This window comes from Streptomyces sp. Rer75 (assembly GCF_013414305.1).
Lineage (GTDB): Bacteria > Actinomycetota > Actinomycetes > Streptomycetales > Streptomycetaceae > Streptomyces > Streptomyces himastatinicus.
On the sequence record NZ_CP058693.1, the window covers coordinates 7491188 to 7511183 of the forward strand.

20 protein-coding genes and 2 pseudogenes are annotated in these 19996 nt (G+C 70.9%); 9 read left to right on the forward strand and 13 right to left on the reverse strand.

What is annotated here, in order from left to right; all coding sequences use genetic code 11:
• Positions 1-32 precede the first annotated feature (32 nt).
• The 4 genes from HYQ63_RS32235 to HYQ63_RS32250 are packed head-to-tail and all read left to right on the forward strand — an operon-like array spanning position 33 to position 4435.
• Positions 33-983: a carbohydrate ABC transporter permease gene (locus tag HYQ63_RS32235; protein WP_179937316.1), complete on the forward strand. Its 951-nt coding sequence runs from the start codon at positions 33-35 to the stop codon at positions 981-983.
• Positions 980-1834 (forward strand): carbohydrate ABC transporter permease, encoded by an 855-nt coding sequence (locus HYQ63_RS32240; protein ID WP_179937317.1) that lies wholly within the window; start codon positions 980-982, stop codon positions 1832-1834. The genes HYQ63_RS32235 and HYQ63_RS32240 overlap by 4 nt, the downstream gene beginning before the upstream one ends.
• On the forward strand, positions 1834-3099 hold the full coding sequence (locus HYQ63_RS32245) for an ABC transporter substrate-binding protein (protein WP_179937318.1): 1266 nt from the start codon (positions 1834-1836) through the stop codon (positions 3097-3099). Before HYQ63_RS32240 ends, HYQ63_RS32245 begins: the two co-directional genes overlap by 1 nt.
• Before the next feature lie 28 nt (positions 3100-3127).
• Entirely contained in the window at positions 3128-4435 is a 1308-nt protein-coding gene (locus HYQ63_RS32250; RefSeq protein WP_373689166.1) for a macrolide family glycosyltransferase, read from the forward strand.
• Positions 4436-4561: 126 nt separating this feature from the next.
• Here the strand turns inward: HYQ63_RS32250 and HYQ63_RS46135 are convergent.
• Together HYQ63_RS46135 and HYQ63_RS32260 are read right to left on the reverse strand one after the other, a co-directional pair.
• A pseudogene (locus HYQ63_RS46135) lies at positions 4562-4654 on the reverse strand (MMPL family transporter); the annotation flags it as partial.
• A pseudogene (locus HYQ63_RS32260) lies at positions 4654-4914 on the reverse strand (hypothetical protein); the annotation flags it as partial. The pseudogenes HYQ63_RS32260 and HYQ63_RS46135, both read right to left, overlap by 1 nt.
• A 338-nt stretch (positions 4915-5252) precedes the next feature.
• Between HYQ63_RS32260 and HYQ63_RS32265 the strand changes: the two are divergent.
• Positions 5253-6473 (forward strand): S8 family peptidase, encoded by a 1221-nt coding sequence (locus HYQ63_RS32265; RefSeq protein WP_179937320.1) that lies wholly within the window; start codon positions 5253-5255, stop codon positions 6471-6473.
• A gap of 138 nt (positions 6474-6611) precedes the next feature.
• Positions 6612-6935: a cupin domain-containing protein gene (locus HYQ63_RS32270; protein ID WP_179937321.1), complete on the forward strand. Its 324-nt coding sequence runs from the start codon at positions 6612-6614 to the stop codon at positions 6933-6935.
• Positions 6936-7042: 107 nt separating this feature from the next.
• Here HYQ63_RS32270 and HYQ63_RS32275 read toward each other — a convergent pair whose 3' ends face one another.
• From HYQ63_RS32275 to HYQ63_RS32325, 11 genes are all read right to left on the reverse strand, one after another.
• The gene (locus HYQ63_RS32275; RefSeq protein ID WP_179937322.1) at positions 7043-7795 is read right to left on the reverse strand and encodes a sirohydrochlorin chelatase; all 753 of its coding nucleotides are present in this window, start codon (positions 7793-7795) and stop codon (positions 7043-7045) included.
• A 20-nt stretch (positions 7796-7815) separates the two neighbouring features.
• Positions 7816-8739 (reverse strand): ABC transporter permease, encoded by a 924-nt coding sequence (locus HYQ63_RS32280; RefSeq protein ID WP_179937323.1) that lies wholly within the window; start codon positions 8737-8739, stop codon positions 7816-7818.
• A complete protein-coding gene (locus HYQ63_RS32285) occupies positions 8726-9520 on the reverse strand; it encodes an ABC transporter ATP-binding protein (RefSeq protein ID WP_179937324.1) in 795 nt (264 codons plus the stop codon). The genes HYQ63_RS32280 and HYQ63_RS32285 overlap by 14 nt, the downstream gene beginning before the upstream one ends.
• Before the next feature lie 54 nt (positions 9521-9574).
• Entirely contained in the window at positions 9575-10711 is a 1137-nt protein-coding gene (locus HYQ63_RS32290; RefSeq protein WP_179937325.1) for an aliphatic sulfonate ABC transporter substrate-binding protein, read from the reverse strand.
• Positions 10712-10920: 209 nt separating this feature from the next.
• The gene (locus HYQ63_RS32295; RefSeq protein ID WP_179937326.1) at positions 10921-12303 is read right to left on the reverse strand and encodes a sulfate adenylyltransferase subunit 1; all 1383 of its coding nucleotides are present in this window, start codon (positions 12301-12303) and stop codon (positions 10921-10923) included.
• Positions 12304-12305: 2 nt separating this feature from the next.
• Complete coding sequence (gene cysD / locus HYQ63_RS32300) at positions 12306-13256, reverse strand: sulfate adenylyltransferase subunit CysD (protein WP_179937327.1); 951 nt, start codon at positions 13254-13256, stop codon at positions 12306-12308.
• Complete coding sequence (cysC, locus tag HYQ63_RS32305) at positions 13253-13825, reverse strand: adenylyl-sulfate kinase (RefSeq protein WP_373689167.1); 573 nt, start codon at positions 13823-13825, stop codon at positions 13253-13255. The genes cysD and cysC overlap by 4 nt, the downstream gene beginning before the upstream one ends.
• Positions 13825-14526: a phosphoadenylyl-sulfate reductase gene (locus HYQ63_RS32310; protein ID WP_179937329.1), complete on the reverse strand. Its 702-nt coding sequence runs from the start codon at positions 14524-14526 to the stop codon at positions 13825-13827. Before HYQ63_RS32310 ends, cysC begins: the two co-directional genes overlap by 1 nt.
• Positions 14523-14708, reverse strand: a complete 186-nt coding sequence (locus HYQ63_RS32315) for a hypothetical protein (protein WP_179937330.1) — start codon at positions 14706-14708, stop codon at positions 14523-14525. Before HYQ63_RS32315 ends, HYQ63_RS32310 begins: the two co-directional genes overlap by 4 nt.
• 115 nt (positions 14709-14823) lie before the next feature.
• Positions 14824-16518: a nitrite/sulfite reductase gene (locus HYQ63_RS32320; protein WP_179937331.1), complete on the reverse strand. Its 1695-nt coding sequence runs from the start codon at positions 16516-16518 to the stop codon at positions 14824-14826.
• A 389-nt stretch (positions 16519-16907) separates the two neighbouring features.
• Positions 16908-17441: a GNAT family N-acetyltransferase gene (locus tag HYQ63_RS32325; protein WP_179937332.1), complete on the reverse strand. Its 534-nt coding sequence runs from the start codon at positions 17439-17441 to the stop codon at positions 16908-16910.
• 293 nt (positions 17442-17734) lie between these two features.
• Between HYQ63_RS32325 and HYQ63_RS32330 the strand changes: the two genes are divergently transcribed.
• The 3 genes from HYQ63_RS32330 to HYQ63_RS32340 all read left to right on the forward strand — a co-directional run bounded on the left by HYQ63_RS32330 (position 17735) and on the right by HYQ63_RS32340 (position 19994).
• The gene (locus tag HYQ63_RS32330) at positions 17735-19003 is read left to right on the forward strand and encodes a YihY/virulence factor BrkB family protein (protein WP_257232282.1); all 1269 of its coding nucleotides are present in this window, start codon (positions 17735-17737) and stop codon (positions 19001-19003) included.
• A gap of 43 nt (positions 19004-19046) precedes the next feature.
• On the forward strand, positions 19047-19748 hold the full coding sequence (locus HYQ63_RS32335; protein ID WP_179937333.1) for a class I SAM-dependent methyltransferase: 702 nt from the start codon (positions 19047-19049) through the stop codon (positions 19746-19748).
• Between the two features lie 108 nt (positions 19749-19856).
• Positions 19857-19994: a hypothetical protein gene (locus tag HYQ63_RS32340; protein ID WP_179937334.1), complete on the forward strand. Its 138-nt coding sequence runs from the start codon at positions 19857-19859 to the stop codon at positions 19992-19994.
• Positions 19995-19996 lie beyond the last annotated feature (2 nt).

Below are 19996 nucleotides of genomic sequence, written 5' to 3' on the forward strand. Positions count from 1 at the left end.
ACTCCTTGACGGGGCCCCGCGCCGTCCGCACGATGACGGGCGTGACACCCACGACCGCGACGGCGCGGTCCGACAAGCCTCCGGCCCGCGGGCCGGACGGCGGCGGCGCCCCCGCCGCGCGGCGGGGGCCCGGAACCGGCCACGGCGCGTGGTTCCTGGTGCTGCCCGCGCTGCTGCCCATCCTGCTGCTCAGCGTCGGCCCGCTGCTGTACGGGATCGCGCTGGCCTTCACCGACGCCCAGTCCGGCCGCACCGAGCCGACCCAGTGGACCGGGCTGCTCAACTTCCAGGACCTGGCCCGCGACACGCTCTTCTGGGAGTCGTTCCGGATCGGTCTGGTGTGGGCGGTCGCGGTGACCGTTCCGCAGTTCGTGCTGGCGCTCGGGCTGGCGCTGCTGCTGGTGCAGAACCTCCGCTTCCGCTGGCTGGCGCGGGCGCTGGCGATCGTGCCGTGGGCGATGCCCGAGGTCGTCGTCGGCATCATGTGGCGCCTGGTGTACCACCCCGACGCGGGGGTGCTGGGCGAGGCGCTGGGCACCGACCGGGACTGGCTGGGCAGCCTCTCCACCGCCCTGCCCGCCGTGATCGTCGTCGGCATCTGGGCGCGGCTGCCGCAGGTGACGGTCACCCTGCTGGCCGCGCTCGCCAACGTACCGCGCGAGCTGCACGAGGCCGCGGCGGTGGACGGCGCGGGCGCCTGGCGCCGCTTCCGCACCGTCACCTGGCCCGCCATCAGGCCCGTGGCGCTGGCCATCAGCGCGCTCAGCCTCATCTGGAACATCAACTCCTTCGCGCTGGTCTACGTCCTGACCGGGGGCGGGCCCGGCGGGCGCACCCGGCTGCCGATGCTCTTCGCGTACGAAGAAGCCTTTGGCTACGGGCAGTTCGGGTACGCGGCCGCCATGGGATGCGTGCTGGTCGCGGTGGTCTCCGTGCTCCTCGCGCTCTTCCTCGTCGGGCGGCTCAAGGGGGACGACGCATGAACCGGGCCGCCGTCGTGCGCAGGCGCCGGGCAGCCCGCGCCGGGCAGTACCTCGCCCTGCTGGGCTACCTCGTCTTCCTCGCGTTCCCGCTGCTGTGGCTGCTGTCCACCGCGTTCAAACCGCCGCGCGAGCTGGCGAGCCCGGACCCCGGCTGGATCCCCCTGGACCCGACCCTCGACAACTTCCGCCAGGCGTTCGACGAGCAGCCGCTGCTGCGGGCTGCGGCGAACAGCCTGACCGCCTCCGTCGCCGCCGCGGTCATCACCGTCGTCATCGCGACCCCGATGGCGTACGTCATGGCCCGGCACCACCGCTCCCCGCTGTCCCGGGCGGCCACCGGCTGGGTCGTGGTCAGCCAGGCGTTCCCCTTCGTCCTGGTGATCATCCCGCTGTTCCTCGTGCTCAAGAACCTGTACCTGATCAACTCCCTGTCCGGGCTGATCATGGTGTACGTGGTGTGGTCCCTGCCGTTCGCCCTGTGGATGCTGGCGGGGTACGCCCGCGCCGTGCCCAGGGAGTTGGAGGAGGCCGCGGCCGTGGACGGAGCGGGGCGGCTGCGCGTCCTCGTCTCGGTCACCATGCCGCTGCTGGCGCCCGGCCTCGTGGCCACCGCCCTCTTCGCCTTCATCACCGCGTGGAACGAGTTCTTCTTCGCGCTGGTGCTGCTCAAGACCCCGCAGAAGCAGACCATGCCCGTCGTCCTCACCCACTTCATCGGCGCGGAGGGCGTCGCCGACCTCGGCCCGCTGGCCGCCGCCTCGCTGCTCGCCACCCTGCCCTCGCTCGTCCTGTTCGCCGTCATCCAGCGGCGGATCACCAGCGGGACGCTGGCCGGGGCGGTGAAGTCCTGATGCGCCGCCGTACGCTGCTGACCGTCGGCGCCGCCGCTCTGGCGCCCGGGTGCGCGCCCGCGCGGCGCCGCGCCCGCGGGGGACACGTGACCCTCCGCTTCCAGTCGCTGGCCTGGCAGAAGGAGTCCGTCGAGGCCAACAAGCGGCTGGTGGCGGAGTGGAACGCGGCCCACCCCCGGATCAGAGTCGAGTACGTCCAGGGCAGCTGGGACGGCGTCCACGACCAGCTCCTCACCTCCTTCGAGGGCGGTGAGGCGCCCGACATCATCCACGACGCCGCCGACGACCTCGCCGACTTCGCGTACGGCGGCTATCTCGCCGATCTGCGCGGGCTGCTGCCGGACCGGCTGAAGGCCGACATCCCGGCCCACAGCTGGGCGACCACCACCTTCGGCGATGGCGTCTACGGGGTGCCGTTCCTCCAGGAGCCGCGCGTGATCATCGCCAACCGGGCGCTGCTGGAGCGGGCGCGGGTGCGGATCCCGACCGTGCGCGACCCCTGGAGCTGGGCGGAGTTCGAGGACGTGGCGCGGGCGCTCACCCGGGGCGGGACGTACGGGGTCGGCTGGCCGCTCAAGGACCCCGTCGCCGCGACCCTGGGCCTCGCCCTCTCCACCGGCGGCCGGGTCTTCCACCGCGGCGACGACGGCAAGGTCACCGTCCGCTTCGGCGCCGCCGATCAGCGCGTCCCGCGCGCGATCGCCCGTACGGCGGCCAAGTCCACGCTCGGCATGGGCGGTTCGGACACCCTCCCCGGCTTCTTCGGCGGCAAGTACGCCATGGTGCCGCTCGGCTTCTCGTACCGTCAGCAGATCGTCCAGCAGGCCCCCGAGGGCTTCGCCTGGACGGTGCTGCCCGCGCCCGCCGGGCCCGGCGGCGACCGGCGCCAGGGGGTCGGCCCGCAGACCCTGTCCATCGCCGAGGACAGCCCGTACCGGCGGGAGGCGGCCCGCTTCCTCGAATTCTTCCTGCGCCCGCGCAACATGGCGCGGCTCGCGCTGGGCGACTGGATGCTGCCCACGGGCACCGGCGCGCTGCGCGACCCGGCGCTGCACACATCCGAGCACGGCTGGGCCACCGGAACGGCCCTGGCCGCCCAACTGCGTCCGGCCCCCGCCCTGTCGGTGCGCGGCTACCGGGAGTGGAAGGACAAGGTGGCCACACCCGCGCTCCAGGAGTACTACAGCGGAGCCATCGGAATGGAAAGACTGAGAAAAAGATTGATCAAGGACGGGGGACTGGTGCTCGCTCGATACCAGCGTTAGGGTGTGGGGCGGGTGTGTTGATAGTTGCATGAGGCAATCGGCCTCGCCTAAGTTCCGCACCATGACCTCAGCGATGCGTGCCCAAGAGCCCGCCCATATAGCCATGTTCGGCATCGCGGCGCACGGGCACGTCAACCCCAGCCTTGAGGTGATCCGCGAGTTGGTGGCCCGCGGCCACCGGGTCACTTACGCCATTCCCCAATCGTTCGCCGACAAGGTCGCCGAAACCGGCGCCGAGCCCAGGACCTACGACACGGTCCTCTTCCAGGACGACATGCCGGAAGACGCCGAACTGATCGATTACGTCGAGCCCTTCCTGACCGAGGCCATCCAGGCGCTGCCCCAGCACCTGAAGGCGTACGAGGGCGACGAGCCGGACCTGATCCTCTACGACATCACCGCCTACCCGGCGCACCTCCTCGCCCGCCGCTGGGGCGTGCCCGCCGTCGAGCTGGCGCCGAGCTTCGTGGCCTGGGAGGGCTACAAGGAAGAGGTCTTCGATCCGAAGTACGGGCACCTGCGCCACTCCGAGCGGGGCCGGGCCTATTACGCGCGCTTCAGCGCCTGGCTCGCCGAGAACGGAATGCCCGGCACCGACCCCGACCGCCTCACCGGCCGCCCCCGCCGCTGCCTCGCCCTCATCCCCGAGCTGTTCCAGCCCCACGCCGACCGCGTCGACACCTCCGTCTACTCCTTCGTCGGCCGCTGCCACGCCACCCGCCACGACGACGGCCAGTGGCATCGCCCGGACGCCCTCGCCCCCACGGACCGCGTCCTGCTGATCTCACTCGGCTCGACCTGGACCAGGGAACCCGGCTTCTACCGCGCCTGCGTCGACGCCTTCGGCGACCTCCCCGGCTGGCACGTCGTCCTCCAGATCGGCGGATACGTCGACCCGGACGGCCTCGGCGCCCTGCCCGCCAACATCGAAACCCACACCTGGGTGCCCCAGGTCAGCGTCCTCCAGCAGGCCGACGCCTTCGTCACCCACGCGGGCGCGGGCGGCAGCCAGGAGGCACTGAGCTGCGGCGTCCCGATGGTGGCCGTGCCCCAGGCCGTCGACCAGTTCCGCAACACCGCCACCCTCCAATCGCTCGGTGTCGCCCGGCAGTTGCCCAAGGAAGAGGTCACGGCGGAATCGCTGCGAGCGGCCGTCCTCGCCCTCACGGACGACCCCCGGGTGGCCGCCCGCTGCGCCGAGGTCAAGGCCCGCATGGCTGCCGAAGGCGGCCCGGAGCGAGCCGCCGACCTGATCGAAGCCGAACTCCCGGCCGGGCCGCTCAGCGGTACGACGGAACCGGCCGCGCGGCTCATGGGGAGCCACGCGACCGGGTGAGGGAGAGCGGCGGTCCGTCAGACCTTGGCGTACCCGGGTCGGTCATCCAGCTTTGGGGCGGGGAGCGTGCCCGGCGGGGCGGTCGCCGGGGGCGGGGTGGGCGCCGTCTCGTCGTGGGTGACCACGTCCGTGCACCACCGCGTCCCGGGTGGTGCGCCCGGCCAGCCGCGCCTCGCGGATCCGGGAGACCACGAACACGTGGTAGTCCATGCTCAGCCCGGGGACTTCACCGCGGTGGCCTCACCGGTGCCGCGCACCGCGGACAGCACCGCGTCGACCGCGCGCCGGAACTCCGGGTCGTCCGCGGTCACTCCGCCGTCCTTCGCCTGGATCAGGACGGTTTCCCCGGCCGGTTCGACAATGCCCGCGTCGTCCAGAATCTTCAGGGCATGCCCGGACTCGCCCGGACGCTCCTCACTGTTGGTCGAGTCGACCCGGCCCGTCATCGACCCCACGGCCAGCACGAGAACGACCAGCAGCAGCCAGCCCCCGACCGCCGTCCAGCGGTGCCGGGCGCTCCAACTGCCCGCGCGGGCGGCCCGGTGAGGCGGGGGGGCGGGGTCCTCCACCTCGGGGAAGGGGGCCGACCCTACCTCTTCGGTCCAAGCCCCTTACAGGTAAAGGGACTTGTCGTGATCGTGCTGTGATGACGTTGCATATGTCACACATGGACCAGGATCTTGAATTGCCCGGTTCCATCCGCCAGGGTTTCGTCTCAGCCCGGAGTGATCCGAACACGCTCCGGTGCCATCGCAACCGCGTGTGAAAACACCGTGCGCGAAAACCCCCCACAACCGCACGAGGAGGATCCCTCGTCATGGCAGTACACAAGCAGCGCAACGCGCGTCGACTCACCCTGGCGATAGCCGCGGCGGGCGCCGTCACCGCCGGTGCCTTCGTGGCCGTCCCGGCCGGCGCCGCCACCGCGAAGCCCGCCGAGGGCACCGTCTACGGCACCCAGGCCAAGAACGCCGTCGACGGCAGCTACATCGTCATGCTCAAGGGCGGACAGACCGTCAAGGCCGCCTCCGAGGGCAAGGACCTGGCCGAGCAGTACGGCGGCAAGCTGCGCCGCAGCTACGACTCCGCCGTCAACGGCTTCTCCGCCACCAGCCTCAGCGAGACCGAGGCCAAGCGGCTGGCCGCCGACCCGTCGGTCGCCAAGGTCGTCCAGAACCACCGCTACTCCATCAAGACCACCCAGGCGGACCCGCCGTCCTGGGGTCTGGACCGGATCGACCAGGCCGACACCAAGGGCGACAAGAAGTACACCTACCCGGACAGCGCGGGTGAGGGTGTCACCGCGTACGTCATCGACACCGGGGTCCGTGCCTCGCACAAGGACTTCGACGGCCGCGTCACCTCCGGCTTCGACGCCATCGACAACGACGAGGACGCCGACGACGGCAACGGCCACGGCACCCACGTCGCGGGCACCATCGCCGGTACCGACCACGGCGTGGCCAAGAAGGCCAAGGTCGTGGGCGTAAGAGTCCTGGACGACCAGGGCTCGGGGACCACCGAACAGGTGGTCTCCGGCATCGACTGGGTTACCAAGAACCACAAGGGCCCGTCCGTCGCCAACATGAGCCTCGGCGGCACCCCCGACGAGGCCCTGGACGCGGCGGTGCAGAAGGCCATCGACTCCGGTGTCACCTTCGGTGTCGCGGCGGGCAACGAGTCCGCCGACGCGAGCGAGAGCTCGCCCGCCCGGGTCAAGGACGCGATCACCGTCGCCTCCAGCACCGACGCCGACGAGCAGTCCGACTTCTCCAACTTCGGCAAGGTCGTCGACATCTACGCCCCCGGCTCGGACATCACCTCCGACTGGAACACCGGCGACGACGCCACCAACACCATCTCCGGTACGTCGATGGCCACCCCGCACGTCGTGGGCGCCGCCGCCGTCTACCTGAGCGGCCACCAGGACGCCAAGCCCGCCGACGTGGCGAAGGCGCTCACCGACGGTGCCACCGCCGACAAGATCTCCAACCCGAGCGAGGGCACCCCGAACAAGCTGCTGAAGGTCGTCAAGTAAGTCACCGTCACCTGAGACGCAACTGAACACCCGGCCGCCGTGTCCACCCCACTGGGCACGGCGGCCGCTTCAGTGGGGTACCGAGAGCAACTGGCTGACATCTTGGGGGCGTTGTTCCACCGTGTCAGTGTTGCGAGCATGAACATCACGGACGGATACACATGGTCGGCGGTCGCGGACGCGCCGGCGAAGGAACTCTTCCCGGGCATCCGGCTGCGCCCGCTGTGGACCGGCGAGAACGGCGCGAAGGCCCACGTCCTGGAGATGGACCCGGGCAGCATTTGGGAGGGGCTGGACGTCCACGAGCCGGGCCCCGAGGAGGTCTTCGTCGTCTCCGGCACCTTCAACGACGGCCACCGCGACTACCCGGCGGGCACCTTCCTCCACGCCCCGGCGGGCTCCTCGCACATCCCGCAGACCACCACCGGCTGCACCCTCTTCGTCTTCTATCCCGAAGGCTGACGCAGCTCGGACAGTCGCGTCGCGGCTGACCGCCCTGGGCTATCGGCTGCCCGACGAGGTGGATTATCCGGAGGTGTGCGGCGCGCCGCGCCGGTGAGGCGGAGCGCTCAGGCGGTCAGCAGGACCCGCTGCGCCGCCCGCGCCTCGTCGTAGCGCGTCAGCAGCAGCCGGGCCAGCTCGGGCGCCGGGCCGAGGACGTCGGCCAGGGTGTCCGCGCCCGCCGCCTCGGCGCCGTGCGCGATGCGGTCGGGGAGGCGGCCGGGGGCGATGACGTACGGCGCCACCGCCACCCGCTCGACGCCCTCGGCGCGCAGGGCGCGCACCGCGTCCTCGGTGCGGGGGAGGGAAGCGGAGGCGAACGCGGGTCGCACGGCGCACCATCCGGTGTGCCGCCACTCCCGCGCGATTTCAGCGATCACCGCGATCGCCTCCGGGTCGGTGGAGCCCGCCGAGGCCAGGACGATGCCGGTCCGGTGCCGGTCGCCGGGGCGCAGCCCGGCCTCGTACAGGCGGTGTTCCAGGGCCTCCACGAGGAGCGGGGAGGGGCCCAGGACATCGGCCTGGCGCACGGTCAGGCGGGGGTGGCGGGCCGTGTTCTCGCGCAGGACCGCCGGGATGTCGGCCTTCGCGTGGAAGGCGCGGGTCAGCAGGAGGGGGAGGGCGACCACCTCGTCCGCCCCCTCCGCGGCGAGCCGGTCCAGGACCTGGCCCACCCGTGGTGCGTTGAACTCCAGGAAGGACGGTTCGACGCGCAGCCCCGGCCGCAGCGACCGCACCCGCGCGCACAGCGCGTCGACGGTCGCCGCGTGGCGGGGGTCGCGGCTGCCGTGGGCAACGAGGAGGAAGGTCGGGGCAGACATGATGCTTCCGTGGTTTCCGTTCAGCGGGCGTTCGCCAGCAGGCCGCGGCTGCGCAGCACCCGCCGCTCGATCGGGGCGAAGATCAGCAGCTCGATGCCGATGCCGACGATGAGGATGAGCAGGATGGCGGCGAGCACGAGGGACATGTCCTGGTCCACGCGGGCCTGGTCGAGCAGCTGGCCGAGGCCGGTGCCCAGGTCGGGGGAGGTGGCGATCAGCTCGGCGGCCATCAGGGAGCGCCAGGAGAACGCCCAGCCCTGCTTGAGTCCCGCGATGTAGCCGGGCAGCGCGGCCGGGAGCAGGATGTGCCGGATCCCGGCGACGCCGGTCGCGCCGATCGTACGGCCCGCGCGCAGGTATAGCGGCGGGATCCGGTCGACGCCGGAGACCAGGCCGTTGGCGATGGAGGGGACCGCGCCGAGCAGCACCACCGCGTAGATGGTGGAGTCGGTCAGCCCGAACCAGATGATCGCGGCCGGCACCCAGGCGACCGACGGAAGCGACTGGAGGCCGGACAGGATCGGGCCGATGGCCGCCCGTACGAACCGCACGCGCGCCACCAGCAGGCCCAGCGGCGTGCCGATGACCAGCGAGGCGGCGAAACCGAGCGCGCCACGCGACACGCTGTGCCACACGTACCCCAGCAGCGTGCCGTCCAGCCACTTCTCCTGGAGCGAGTGGCCGACGTCGACCGGGCTGGGCAGCTGGTAGTGCGGCTTCAGCTCCAGGGTGTAGGCGAGCTGCCAGAGCGCCAGCACGATCACGATGGCGACGACCGGCGGCAGCACCTTGTCGAGCAGGACCCGGCTGACCGGCACCCGGTCCTTGACCCGGGTCTCCAGGGCGTCCAGGCCCGCTTCGAGCCCCGCGAGCTGGTCGGGGGCGGCCTCGGCGTCGGCCGGGGTCTTTGCGGAGGCGTCCTGCTGGGCCTCAGTGCTGGCCATGTCGGCGAATCTCCCCACGGAGCTGTTCGGTGATTTCGACGGACAGGTCGGCGACGGCCGCGTCCTCGATCCGGCGCGGCTGCGGCATCTCGACGTCCCACTCGCGGGCGACGCGCCCGGGCCGGGAGGACATCAGGACCACGCGCTGGGCGAGCCGGACCGCCTCGCGCACGTTGTGCGTGACGAAGAGGACGGACAGATTCGTCTCCCTCCAGATGCGGGTCAGCTCGTCGTGCAGCACGTCGCGGGTGATGGCGTCGAGCGCGGCGAACGGCTCGTCCATCAGCAGCAGCCGGCTGTCCTGCGCCAGCGCGCGGGCCATCGCGACCCGCTGCCGCATGCCGCCGGACAGCTCGTGCACCCGCTTGCCGTGCGCGCCCTTGAGGCGTACGAGCTCCAGCAGCCGCTCGGCCTCGTCGCGCCGCTCGGCGCGCGGCACCCCGCGCATGCGCAGCGCGAGTTCGATGTTCTTGCCCGCGGTGAGCCACGGGAAGAGCGCGTGCTCCTGGAACATCAGGGCGGGTCGCCCGCCCGGGACGTCGATGCTGCCGCCGGTCGGCTTGTCGAGACCGGCGACGAGGTTGAGGAGCGTGGACTTGCCACACCCCGAGGCACCCAGGAGGCAGACGAACTCGCCTGGTGCGACATCGAGCGTGATGTCGTCCAGCACCAGCTGCTGCGCGCCGGGGCGGCCGAACGACTTCGACACGTGGTCGAAACGCGCGGCATAGGTACCCGCGCCATTCTTGTCGACGGGCTTTTGGGTGAGCGTAGCGGTCATGGCCGTCACCTCCTGAGGACTGCGTTTGCTGACGGGATCCAAGGCGGCGAGGCCCTACTTGCTGCCGAGTCCGGCGGAGTCGACCTCCGGCTCGCCCTGGGCCTTGAGGACCTTGTTGAGCAGCGTGAGGTCGTAGATGTCCTTGAGACGGGGCTTCTCCAGCAGACCTGCCTTGACCGCGTGCTGCGCCTCGTCCTGGAGCGTGGAGGCCAGCGGGTCATTGGTGACGTCGATGTTCTTGAACGCCGGGTCGAGCACGTTGGGGGGCAGATCGCTGCCGGTGATCTGCTTCAGCGAGGTGTTGATGTCCTGGGCGGCCTTGTCCGGGTGGGACTTGATCCAGGCGTTGGTCTTCACCGAGCCGCGCAGCACCGCCTCGACGACCTTCGGGTGCTCCTTGAGGAACTGCTTGGAGACGATCATGTTCGTGATGACGAACTTGCCGTCCTTCCACAGCTTCTTCTCGTCCAGCAGCACCTTGCCGCCCTGGGAGACGATCTTCGACGCGGTCGGCTCGGGCACCCATGCGCCGTCGACACCGCCCGTCTTGAGGGTCGTCGGGATTTCCTTGTTGTCCTGCCGGAGGACGTTCACATCGCCCTTGCCGGTCTGCGGGTCGACCTTGTAGCCCTTTTCGGCAAGGTAGTTGAGGAGGGCCACGTCCTGCGTGTTGCCCTTCTGCGGCGTCGCGATGGTCTTGCCCTTGAGGTCATCGACGGACTTGATCTTGTCCGGGTTGACCACGAGCGACACGCCGCCGGACGTCGAACCCGAGATGATCTTGAGGTTCTGGCCGCCGGACTTGGTGTAGCCGTTGATGGCGGGGGAGGGGCCGATCCAGCCGATGTCGATGGACTTCGCGTTGAGCGCCTCGATCTCGGAGGGGCCCGCGTTGAAGATGAACGGCTTGACCTCCGTGCCGCCCAGCTCCTTCTGGATCAGACCTTCCTGGCGGTCGACCATCGGGGTGGCGTGGGTGACGTTGGCGAAGTAGCCGACCTTCACCTCGTCGAGGCCGTCGACCTTCTTGCCCTTCGCCTCGACCTTCGGTCCGTCGTCGGCCTTCTTCGAGCCGTAGCCGCAGGCGCCGAGCGAGCCGATCAGCAGCGGGAGGACGGCGGAGGCCGCCAGCAGGCGGGTGGTACGGCGGCGGGGCGAGGGCGCTATGGCACGCGGAGTGGCAGACGACACGGGAGGTGTTCCTCTCGGAGGGCCGGGCGGCCCGATGTCAGGGGGCGCCCGGCAGTTCAGACGATCTTCGTACGGAGTGGGACGGCAGAGCGGGGAAGGCGCGGTTCAGCGCACACATCGCCCGACTCCGCCCTGACCACTGCCCAGGGCGCCGCTGCCTACGCGGCCGCCCTCCTTCGCGAACGTCGAGAACACCTCACCGGCCATGGTCAGAAATCCCACCCGTCATCGTCGCCCGCGTCGGCGCCGTCCGCGCCGTCCGCGCCCGACGCCTGCTCGGCGAACGAGTCGCCCGCCATGCCCGCGGTCAGCGTCGTGCCGTCGGCCGGGTCGATCAGCAGGAAGGACCCGGTGCGGCGGGAGGCGGCGTACGCGTCCAGCGCCAGCGGCTCCGACGTCCGCAGGACGACGCGGCCGATGTCGTTGGCGGCCAGCTCACCCGGCGCCGGGTGGTGCGACAGGTCGGCGAGCGTGAGCCGGGACGGGATGTCCTTGACGATGGCCTTCACCGTCCGGGTGGTGTGCTTGAGCAGCACCCGGTCCCCGACCCGCAGCGGCCGGTCGTGCAGATGGCACACGGTCGCCTCGACGTCCTGGGTGGGGGTGGGCGCGTGCGCGCTCGGGGCGAGGACGTCGCCGCGCGAGATGTCGAGGTCGTCGGCGAGCCGGAGCGTCACCGACTGCGGCGCCCAGGCCAATTCGGCGGACTGGCCCAGCGCGTCGATCCCGGTGATGGTGCTCGTACGGCCGGACGGCAGCACCGTCACCTCGTCACCGACCCGCAGCACACCGGAGGCCACCTGGCCCGCGTAGCCGCGGTAGTCGGGGTGCTCCGCGCTCTGCGGACGGATCACGTACTGCACCGGGAAGCGCGCCGGGTCCTGCGACGGGTCGGTGCCCACCGGCACCGTCTCCAGGTGCTCCAGCACGGTCGGCCCGCCGTACCAGTCCATGTTCGCGGACGCGGTCACCACGTTGTCCCCGGCCAGCGCCGAGATCGGGATGGCGGTGATCTCGGGGACGCCCAGCGAGGCCGCGTACGTCGTGAACTCCTCGGCTATCGCGGCGAACACCGGCTCCGCGTAGTCCACCAGGTCCATCTTGTTGACGGCCAGGACGACGTGCGGGACCCGCAGCAGGGCGGCGACCGCGGCGTGCCGCCGGGTCTGCTCCACCACGCCGTTGCGCGCGTCCACCAGGACCACCGCCAGCTCCGCGGTGGAAGCGCCGGTGACCATGTTGCGGGTGTACTGCACATGGCCCGGGGTGTCGGCGAGGATGAACCGCCGCCGCGGGGTGGCGAAGTAGCGGTACGCGACATCGATGGTGATGCCCTGCTCGCGCTCCGCCCGCAGCCCGTCGGTCAGCAGCGCCAGGTCCGGGGCCTCCTGGCCACGGCTGCGCGACGCGTGCTCGACCGCCTCCAACTGGTCGGCCAGCACCGACTTGGAGTCGTGCAGCAGCCGCCCGACCAGGGTCGACTTGCCGTCGTCCACCGAACCGGCGGTCGCGAAGCGCAGCTGGGAGGAGGCCGCGGACTGCTCCACCGCGGTCACCACGGCCTGCTCCTCGGCACTGAGATTGCTCGTCATGACTAGAAGTACCCCTCGCGCTTCCGGTCCTCCATGGCGGCCTCCGACAGCTTGTCGTCGGCGCGCGTCGCACCCCGCTCGGTCAGGCGGGATGCCGCGATCTCGTCGATGACCTGCTCGATCGTGACCGCGTCCGACTCGACGGCACCGGTGCACGACATGTCGCCCACCGTGCGGTAGCGCACCTGGCGCCGCTCCACCGTCTCGTCGTCCTTCGGACCGCCCCACTCACCGGGGGCCAGCCACATGCCGCTGCGCCGGAACACCTCGCGCTCGTGCGCGTAGTAGATCTGCGGAAGCTCGATCTTCTCGCGCTCGATGTACTGCCACACGTCCAGCTCGGTCCAGTTGGACAGCGGGAACACGCGCACGTGCTCACCGGCGGAGTGCCGGCCGTTGTACAGCTGCCACAGCTCGGGGCGCTGACGGCGCGGGTCCCAGCCGCCGAACTCGTCGCGCAGCGAGAACACCCGCTCCTTGGCGCGCGCCTTCTCCTCGTCCCGGCGGCCACCACCGAACACCGCGTCGAAGCGGTTCTTCTCGATGGCGTCCAGCAGCGGCACCGTCTGGAGCGGATTGCGGGTGCCGTCCGGGCGCTCCCGCAGCCGCCCGTCGTCGATGAACTCCTGCACGGACGCCACGTGCAGGCGCAGCCCGTGCTCGGCGACGGTGCGGTCCCGGTAGTCGATGACCTCGGGGAAGTTGTGCCCGGTGTCCACGTGCAGCAGCGAGAACGGCACCGGCGCGGGCGCAAAGGCCTTCAGCGCCAGGTGCAGCATGACGATGGAGTCCTTGCCGCCGGAGAACAGGATCACCGGCCGCTCGAACTCGCCCGCCACCTCGCGGAAGATGTGCACCGCCTCGGACTCCAGTGCGTCCAGGTGCGAGAGCGCGTAGAGGTCGCCCTCGCTCGCACCGGATCCGGTCCCGTTGATCGGAGCCACGGTCGTCATGCCAGTCCCCTCTCGCTCAGCAGTCCACGCAACGCCGTCGCCGATTCCAGGACACCCTGCTCATGGGTCTCGATCCGCAGATCCGGGTCGGCCGGGGCCTCGTACGGGTCGTCGACCCCGGTCAGCCCCTTGATCTCGCCCGCCGCCTGCTTCGCGTACAGCCCCTTGACGTCGCGCTCGGAGCACACCTCGACCGGCGTCGCGACGTGCACCTCCAGATACGCGGTGCCCTCGGCCTGGTGGCGCTTGCGCACCGCCTCACGGCTGTCCGCGAACGGCGCGATCACCGGCACCAGCACCTTGACCCCGTTGGAGGCCAGCAGCTCGGCCACGAAGCCGATCCGCTGCACATTGGTGTGCCGGTCCTCGCGCGAGAAGCCGAGCCCGGCGGAGAGGAACTCGCGTATCTCGTCGCCGTCCAGCACCTCCACCCGATGGCCCTCGCTGCGCAGCCGCTCCGCGAGCGCGTACGCGATCGTCGTCTTTCCGGCGCTCGGCAGACCGGTCAGCCACACGGTGGCTCCGGTGTGTATCGGCGCGCTCATCTCGTTCTCCTGGTCGACAGCCATCAGCCGTGCAGTCCGCATTCCGTCTTGTTGCTCCCCGCCCAGCGGCCCGACCGGGCGTCCTCGCCCTCCAGCACCCGGCGGGTGCAGGGCGCGCAGCCGACGGAAGGATATCCGTCCATGAGCAGGGGGTTGGTCAGCACACCGTGTTCTGCTACGTACGCGTCCACATCGGCCTGGGTCCAGCGCGCTATGGGCGATATCTTCACCTTCTGTCGCCTGTTGTCCCAGCTCACGACCGGGGTGTTCGCCCGGGTCGGGGACTCGTCGCGGCGCAGCCCGGTGGCCCACGCGTCGTACTCCTTCAACCCTTCCTCAAGCGGCTGCACCTTGCGCAGGGCGCAGCACAGGTCGGGGTTGCGGTCGTGCAGCTTCGGCCCGTACTCGGCGTCCTGCTCGGCCACCGTCTGGCGCGGGGTGAGGGTGATGACGTTGACGTCCATCACGGCCGCCACCGCGTCACGGGTGCCGATGGTCTCCGGGAAGTGGTAGCCGGTGTCGAGGAACACCACGTCGACACCGGGGAACACCCGGGAGGCGAGATGGGCCACCACCGCGTCCTCCATCGAGGAGGTGACACAGAACCGCGGCCCGAACGTGTCGGCCGCCCAGCGCAGGATGTCGAGCGCCGGGGCGTCCTCGAGGTCGCGGCCCGCCTGCGTGGCGAGCGCTTCGAGATCGGTGTGCTGCTGAAGCTGGGTCATATCGATGTGTCCCCTTCTCCGGCTTGGTCGCGCCGCAGGCCCTTGGCCAGCAGCCCGAGGAACGCCAGGCGGAACGCCCGATTGCAGGACGCGCATTCCCAGGACCCGTGGCCCTCCTCGGAGGGCCGCAGGTCCTCGTCCCCGCAATAGGGGCAGTAGAACGGGGCCGCGCGCTCGCTCACCGTGCCTCCCGCTCAGCCTCGGCGCGCTCCGACGCGCTGGCTTCCCTCGTCACTGCTCGCTCCTTCGTCGCTGCGCGGCTCCTCAGTCCAGCCAGCGCCGCGCGCCGAGGCTCGCTCACTTGAGAGCATCCTCACTCGCACGCCCCGCCCAGGTGGCGAACCGCTCGCCGTCCTCGCGCTCCTCCTGGAAGCGGCGCAGCACGCGCTCGACGTAGTCGGGGAGTTCGGCGGCGGTGACCTTCAGGCCGCGCACCTTGCGGCCGAAGCCCGGGTCCAGGCCGAGCGCGCCGCCCAGGTGCACCTGGTAGCCCTCGACCTGCTCGCCGTTGTCGTCCATGACCAGCTGGCCCTTGAGACCGATGTCCGCGACCTGGATGCGGGCGCAGGCGTTCGGGCAGCCGTTGAGGTTGATGGTGAGCGGCTCGTCGAACTCGGGCAGCCGGCGCTCCAGCTCGTCGATGAGCCAGGAGCCGCGCGCCTTGGTCTCGACGATCGCGAGCTTGCAGAACTCGATGCCGGTGCAGGCCATCGTGCCGCGCCGGAACGGGGACGGCTTGACCTGGAGGTCCAGCGCCTCCAGCCCGGACACCAGCGACTCGACCTGGTCCTCGGTCACATCGAGCACGATCATCTTCTGCTCGACGGTGGTGGTCAGCCGCCCGGAGCCGTGGGCCTCGGCCAGGTCGGCGATCTTGGTCAGGGTCGTGCCGTCCACCCGGCCGACGCGCGGTGCGAAGCCGACGTAGTAGCGGCCGTCCTGCTGGCGGTGGACGCCGATGTGGTCGCGCCACCGCTGGACGGGCTCATCGGGCGCCGGGCCGTCGGCCAGCGGGCGCTTCAGGTACTCCTCCTCCAGCACCTGGCGGAACTTCTCCGGGCCCCAGTCGGCGACCAGGAACTTCAGCCGGGCGCGGGTGCGCAGCCGCCGGTAGCCGTAGTCGCGGAAGATCGAGGTGACCCCGGCCCAGACCTCCGGGACGTCCTCCAGCGGCACCCAGGCGCCGAGCCGGACGCCGATCTTGGGGTTGGTGGACAGCCCGCCGCCGACCCACAGGTCGAAGCCGGGGCCGTGTTCGGGGTGGCGCACGCCGACGAACGCGACGTCGTTGATCTCGTGCACGACGTCGAGCACCGGGGAGCCGGAGACCGCGGTCTTGAACTTGCGCGGCAGGTTGGAGAACTCCTTGCTGCCGATGTAGCGGCGGTGGATCTCCTCGATGGCGGGGGTGCCGTCGATGATCTCGTCCTCGGCTATCCCGGCGACCGGGGAGCCGATGATCACGCGGGGGGTGTCGCCGCACGCCTCGGTGGTGGACAGGCCGACCGCTTCCAGCCGCTTCCAGATCTCGGGGACGTCCTCGATCCGGATCCAGTGGTACTGGACGTTCTGCCGGTCGGTGATGTCGGCGGTGCCGCGCGCGAACTCCTCCGAGATCTCGCCGACGACCCGCAGCTGCTCGGTGGTCAGCCGCCCGCCGTCGATCCGGACCCGCATCATGAAGTGCTCGTCGTCCAGCTCCTCCGGCTCCAGGATGGCGGTCTTGCCGCCGTCGATCCCGGGCTTGCGCTGGGTGTACAGGCCCCACCAGCGCATCCGGCCGCGCAGGTCGGCACCGTCGATGGAGTCGAAACCACGGTGGGCGTAGATCGTCTCAATGCGTGTCCGCACATTGAGACCGTCGTCGTCCTTCTTGGTCTGCTCGTTGCCGTTGAGCGGGGTGAAGTGACCCGCGGCCCACTGGCCTTCGCCGCGATGGCGTCCGGCCTTACGGCGGGGCGTGGCTGCTGCGCGTTCCGGTGTGGCGGGCATGGCGGTGTGTGTCCTTCTGAGCGGCTCGGTGCGGCGGATGCTCTCGCGCGCACGCTCTGACCTGCGCAGGAGCGCAGGCGGGCACGGCGCTGCGGCGGATACCGGTGCGGTGGGCGATGGGGGTGTGAGGCGTGCGCGCTCGCCCACGTCATCGGGGGCGGCGGGAAGTGCGAGGAGGTGGTCCGGGGGCCGGTACGGGCCCTGCTGAGTGCCTCAGCTCGCCGGACAGATCGCGCTGGACATGCGGCCGAGGTCGACGTGGCGTCGACTCACCAAGGCAATTCCAGCTCGAGACATGAGGGAAGCGTGGCACGCCCCTCTTCGGCGAGTCCACCTTTGTCCACTATCCGGACGTCTCTGTCTCGTTTTGTGGGACGGTGTGGGGTTGGTCACCCTTCCGTCTCGGTCTTGACGTCGAAGACCCGGAAGCCCCGGCGGCGGTAGTTGTCGAGCGCGTACGGCCCGTCCTTGCTGCACGTGTGCACCCACACCCGCTTGGTCGGCGGCAGACCGGGCCAGCGGTCGGCCAGGTCCCAGGCCCGGCGGGCGCCCCAGGTCAGCAGGTGCCCGCCGATGCGGCGGCCCCGGAAGGCGGGCAGCAGCCCGAAGTACGAGATCTCCACCACGCCCGCGTCCTGCGGGTCCAGCTCGATGTACCCGGCCGGGGTGCCGCGCTCGTACGCGACCCACGTCTCCGCCCCGGGCCGGTCCAGGAACTCCAGCCACCGCTGGTGCGACCACTCCAGCCGGTCGGTCCAGTCGTTGTCCGCTCCGACGGCCGTGTAGAGGAAGCGGCTGAACTCGGGGCTCGGCACCTCGGCGCGGACGATCCGCACCCCCGCCTCGGCCGCGGGCTCCCGCGCCGGGATGAGGTCCGTGGACGAGGTCTGCTCCAGGGACCAGGTGGTCACGTCGATGGCCATGGGGGAAAGCCAACCATGGATCGGGCCGTGACAGGTACCGACCCTGGCCTGACGGGTACCGACCCTTGTCGACGGGTACCGGCCCTTGTCTGACAGGTACCGCTCAGTGGCTGATCGACGTGAGGTGCAACGCGACGCAACCTTTGCCGCCCGGCGCACCGGGCGCGGACAGTGTCCGCAGCGGGCGGAGGGCGGTGCCGAGTCGGCGCGGCGTCCCCTCCGCCGACGCGTTCCGGCCGTTGTGCAGCGGTGACGTGTCCGTCAGGCCGAAGGGCGCCGGATACGGTTGGGGCGTGCAGCCAGCAGAAGACATCCCGAAGCCGTCCGGACGGCTGAACAAGGCCCGCGCCATGTACCGCAACGTGTCCAAGCGCAGGATGGCCTGGCTGCTGCTGAAGGACACCGTCAACTCCTGCATGGAGTACCGGGTCACCGGACTCGCCGCCGAGGCCGCCTTCTTCACCCTGCTCTCGCTGCCGCCGCTGCTGCTCGGCCTGATCGGGCTGCTCGGCTACTTCGACGCCTGGACCGACACCGACACCGTGGCCACCATCCGGCAGAACATCCTCGACGCCTCGGGCACCGTGCTCTCCGACAAGGGCGTCAAGGAGATCGCCCGGCCGCTCCTGGACGACGTCATCGAGGGCGGCCGCCCCGATGTCATCTCGCTCGGCTTCGGCATCGCGCTGTGGTCCGGCTCCCGCGCGGTGAACGTGTTCGTGGACACCATCACCATCATGTACGGGCTGGAGGGGCGCCGCGGCATCGTCCGGACCCGGCTGCTCGCCTTCCTCCTCTACCTGGTGGCCCTCATCATCGGGGCGGTGGCGCTGCCGCTGATGGTCATCGGCCCGGAGACCGTGGTGGACTTCGTGCCGTCCAGCGCCACCCTCGTACGGTTCCTGTACTGGCCCACCGTGATCCTGCTGTCCGTCGCCTTCCTCACCACGCTGTACCACGTGTCGGTGCCGGTGCGCTCCGCGTGGCGGGAGGACATCCCGGGGGCGCTGGTGGCGCTCACCATGTGGGTGCTCGGCAGCTTCCTGCTGCGGATCTACCTCATCCACACCGTGGAGGGCCCGACGATCTACGGATCGCTCGCGGCGCCCGTGGCCGTCCTGCTGTGGATCGGCGTGTCCGCCTTCGCGGTGCTCGTCGGCGCGGCCGTCAACGCCGCCATCGACCGGGTGTGGCCCTCGGTCGCCACCGCCGCCGGCCGCGCCCAGCGGGCGGCCTGGACCCGGGAACAGGCGGCCCTGGGGCGCGCCCGGCAGCAGCGCACGGCCGACGACGGGTCGGCCGAGATCGCCCCGCCGTCGGAGTTCCCCGAGCGGTGGGCCCAGTTCCTGCCCCACGCGGACATACGGAGTCGGCTGCACCACCACGGCAAGCGCGACCGCGAGTCGGGCGCGGAGCGCGAGCCGAAGCGGGCCGAGGCACAGCGGACCGAGCCCGGGCGTCCCGACGTTGGGCAGCCCGAAGCCGGGCAGTCCGAAGCCAGGCAGCCAGAGGTCAGGGCCGCGGAGGACGGCGCCACGCGGGACGGGGCGCCCCCGGCGTAAAACCCGTCGCGCCCCGTCCCGGCGGTCGCCGATACTGCGGCGCATGGTTCACTTCTCCGACTTCGACACGCGCGGATACCGCACGGTGGACGTCGCCACCGGCTACGGGCAGTGGGTCGAGACCTACGAGCAGACCGTCGAGGACGTCATGGACCTCGCCCTCCTCGACGAACTCACCGACCCCCGATGGGCCTCCGTCCGCCGCGCCGCCGACCTCGGCTGCGGCACCGGCCGCACCGCCACGTGGCTGCGACGCAACGGGGTGCCCGCGATCGACGGAGTCGACCTCACCCCCGAAATGCTCGACCGCGCCCGCGCCCGCGGCGTCCACGACCGCCTCATCGAGGGCGACGTCCGCGCCACCGGTCTCGACGCGGGCGCGTACGACCTGGTCATCGCCTCGCTCATCGACGAACACCTGCCCGAGCTGCGCCCGTTCTACGACGAGGCGTGGCGGCTCGCGGAGCCCGGCGCGGCCTGTGTGGTGGTGGCCTTCCACCCGCACTTCATCATGACCACGGGCATGCCGACCCACTTCACCAGCGGCACGGGCGAGTCGGTCGCCATCAGCACCCATGTCCATTTGCTCAGCGAACACATCACGGCGGGGCTGGGCGCGGGCTGGACACTCGCCGAGATGCGGGAGGGTGTGGTGGACGAGCGGTGGCTGTCCGTGAAGCCGAAGTGGGAGCGTTTCCGCCACCACCCGGTGTCCGCCGCGCTGGTGTGGCGGAAGCGGATCTGACGGGGCATATGCCAAACGTTTCTGCGCTGCTGCGATTGGGTGTATACCTTTGCCACGCCTTGGCGATCAAGGTGTTCCCCGGTAACTCCTGTCTCCCTTAGGGGCGTTGTGAGCAGTAGCGCACGGAGCTTTTTCGTCGTCGTGGCCACCGCGGCCGTACTCGTCGTGAGCCTGGCGACCGTCGCCGAATCCGATCAGTGGATGTGGCTGACGCACATGTCGGCAGGTCACCAGGTGGCGGCCTGACC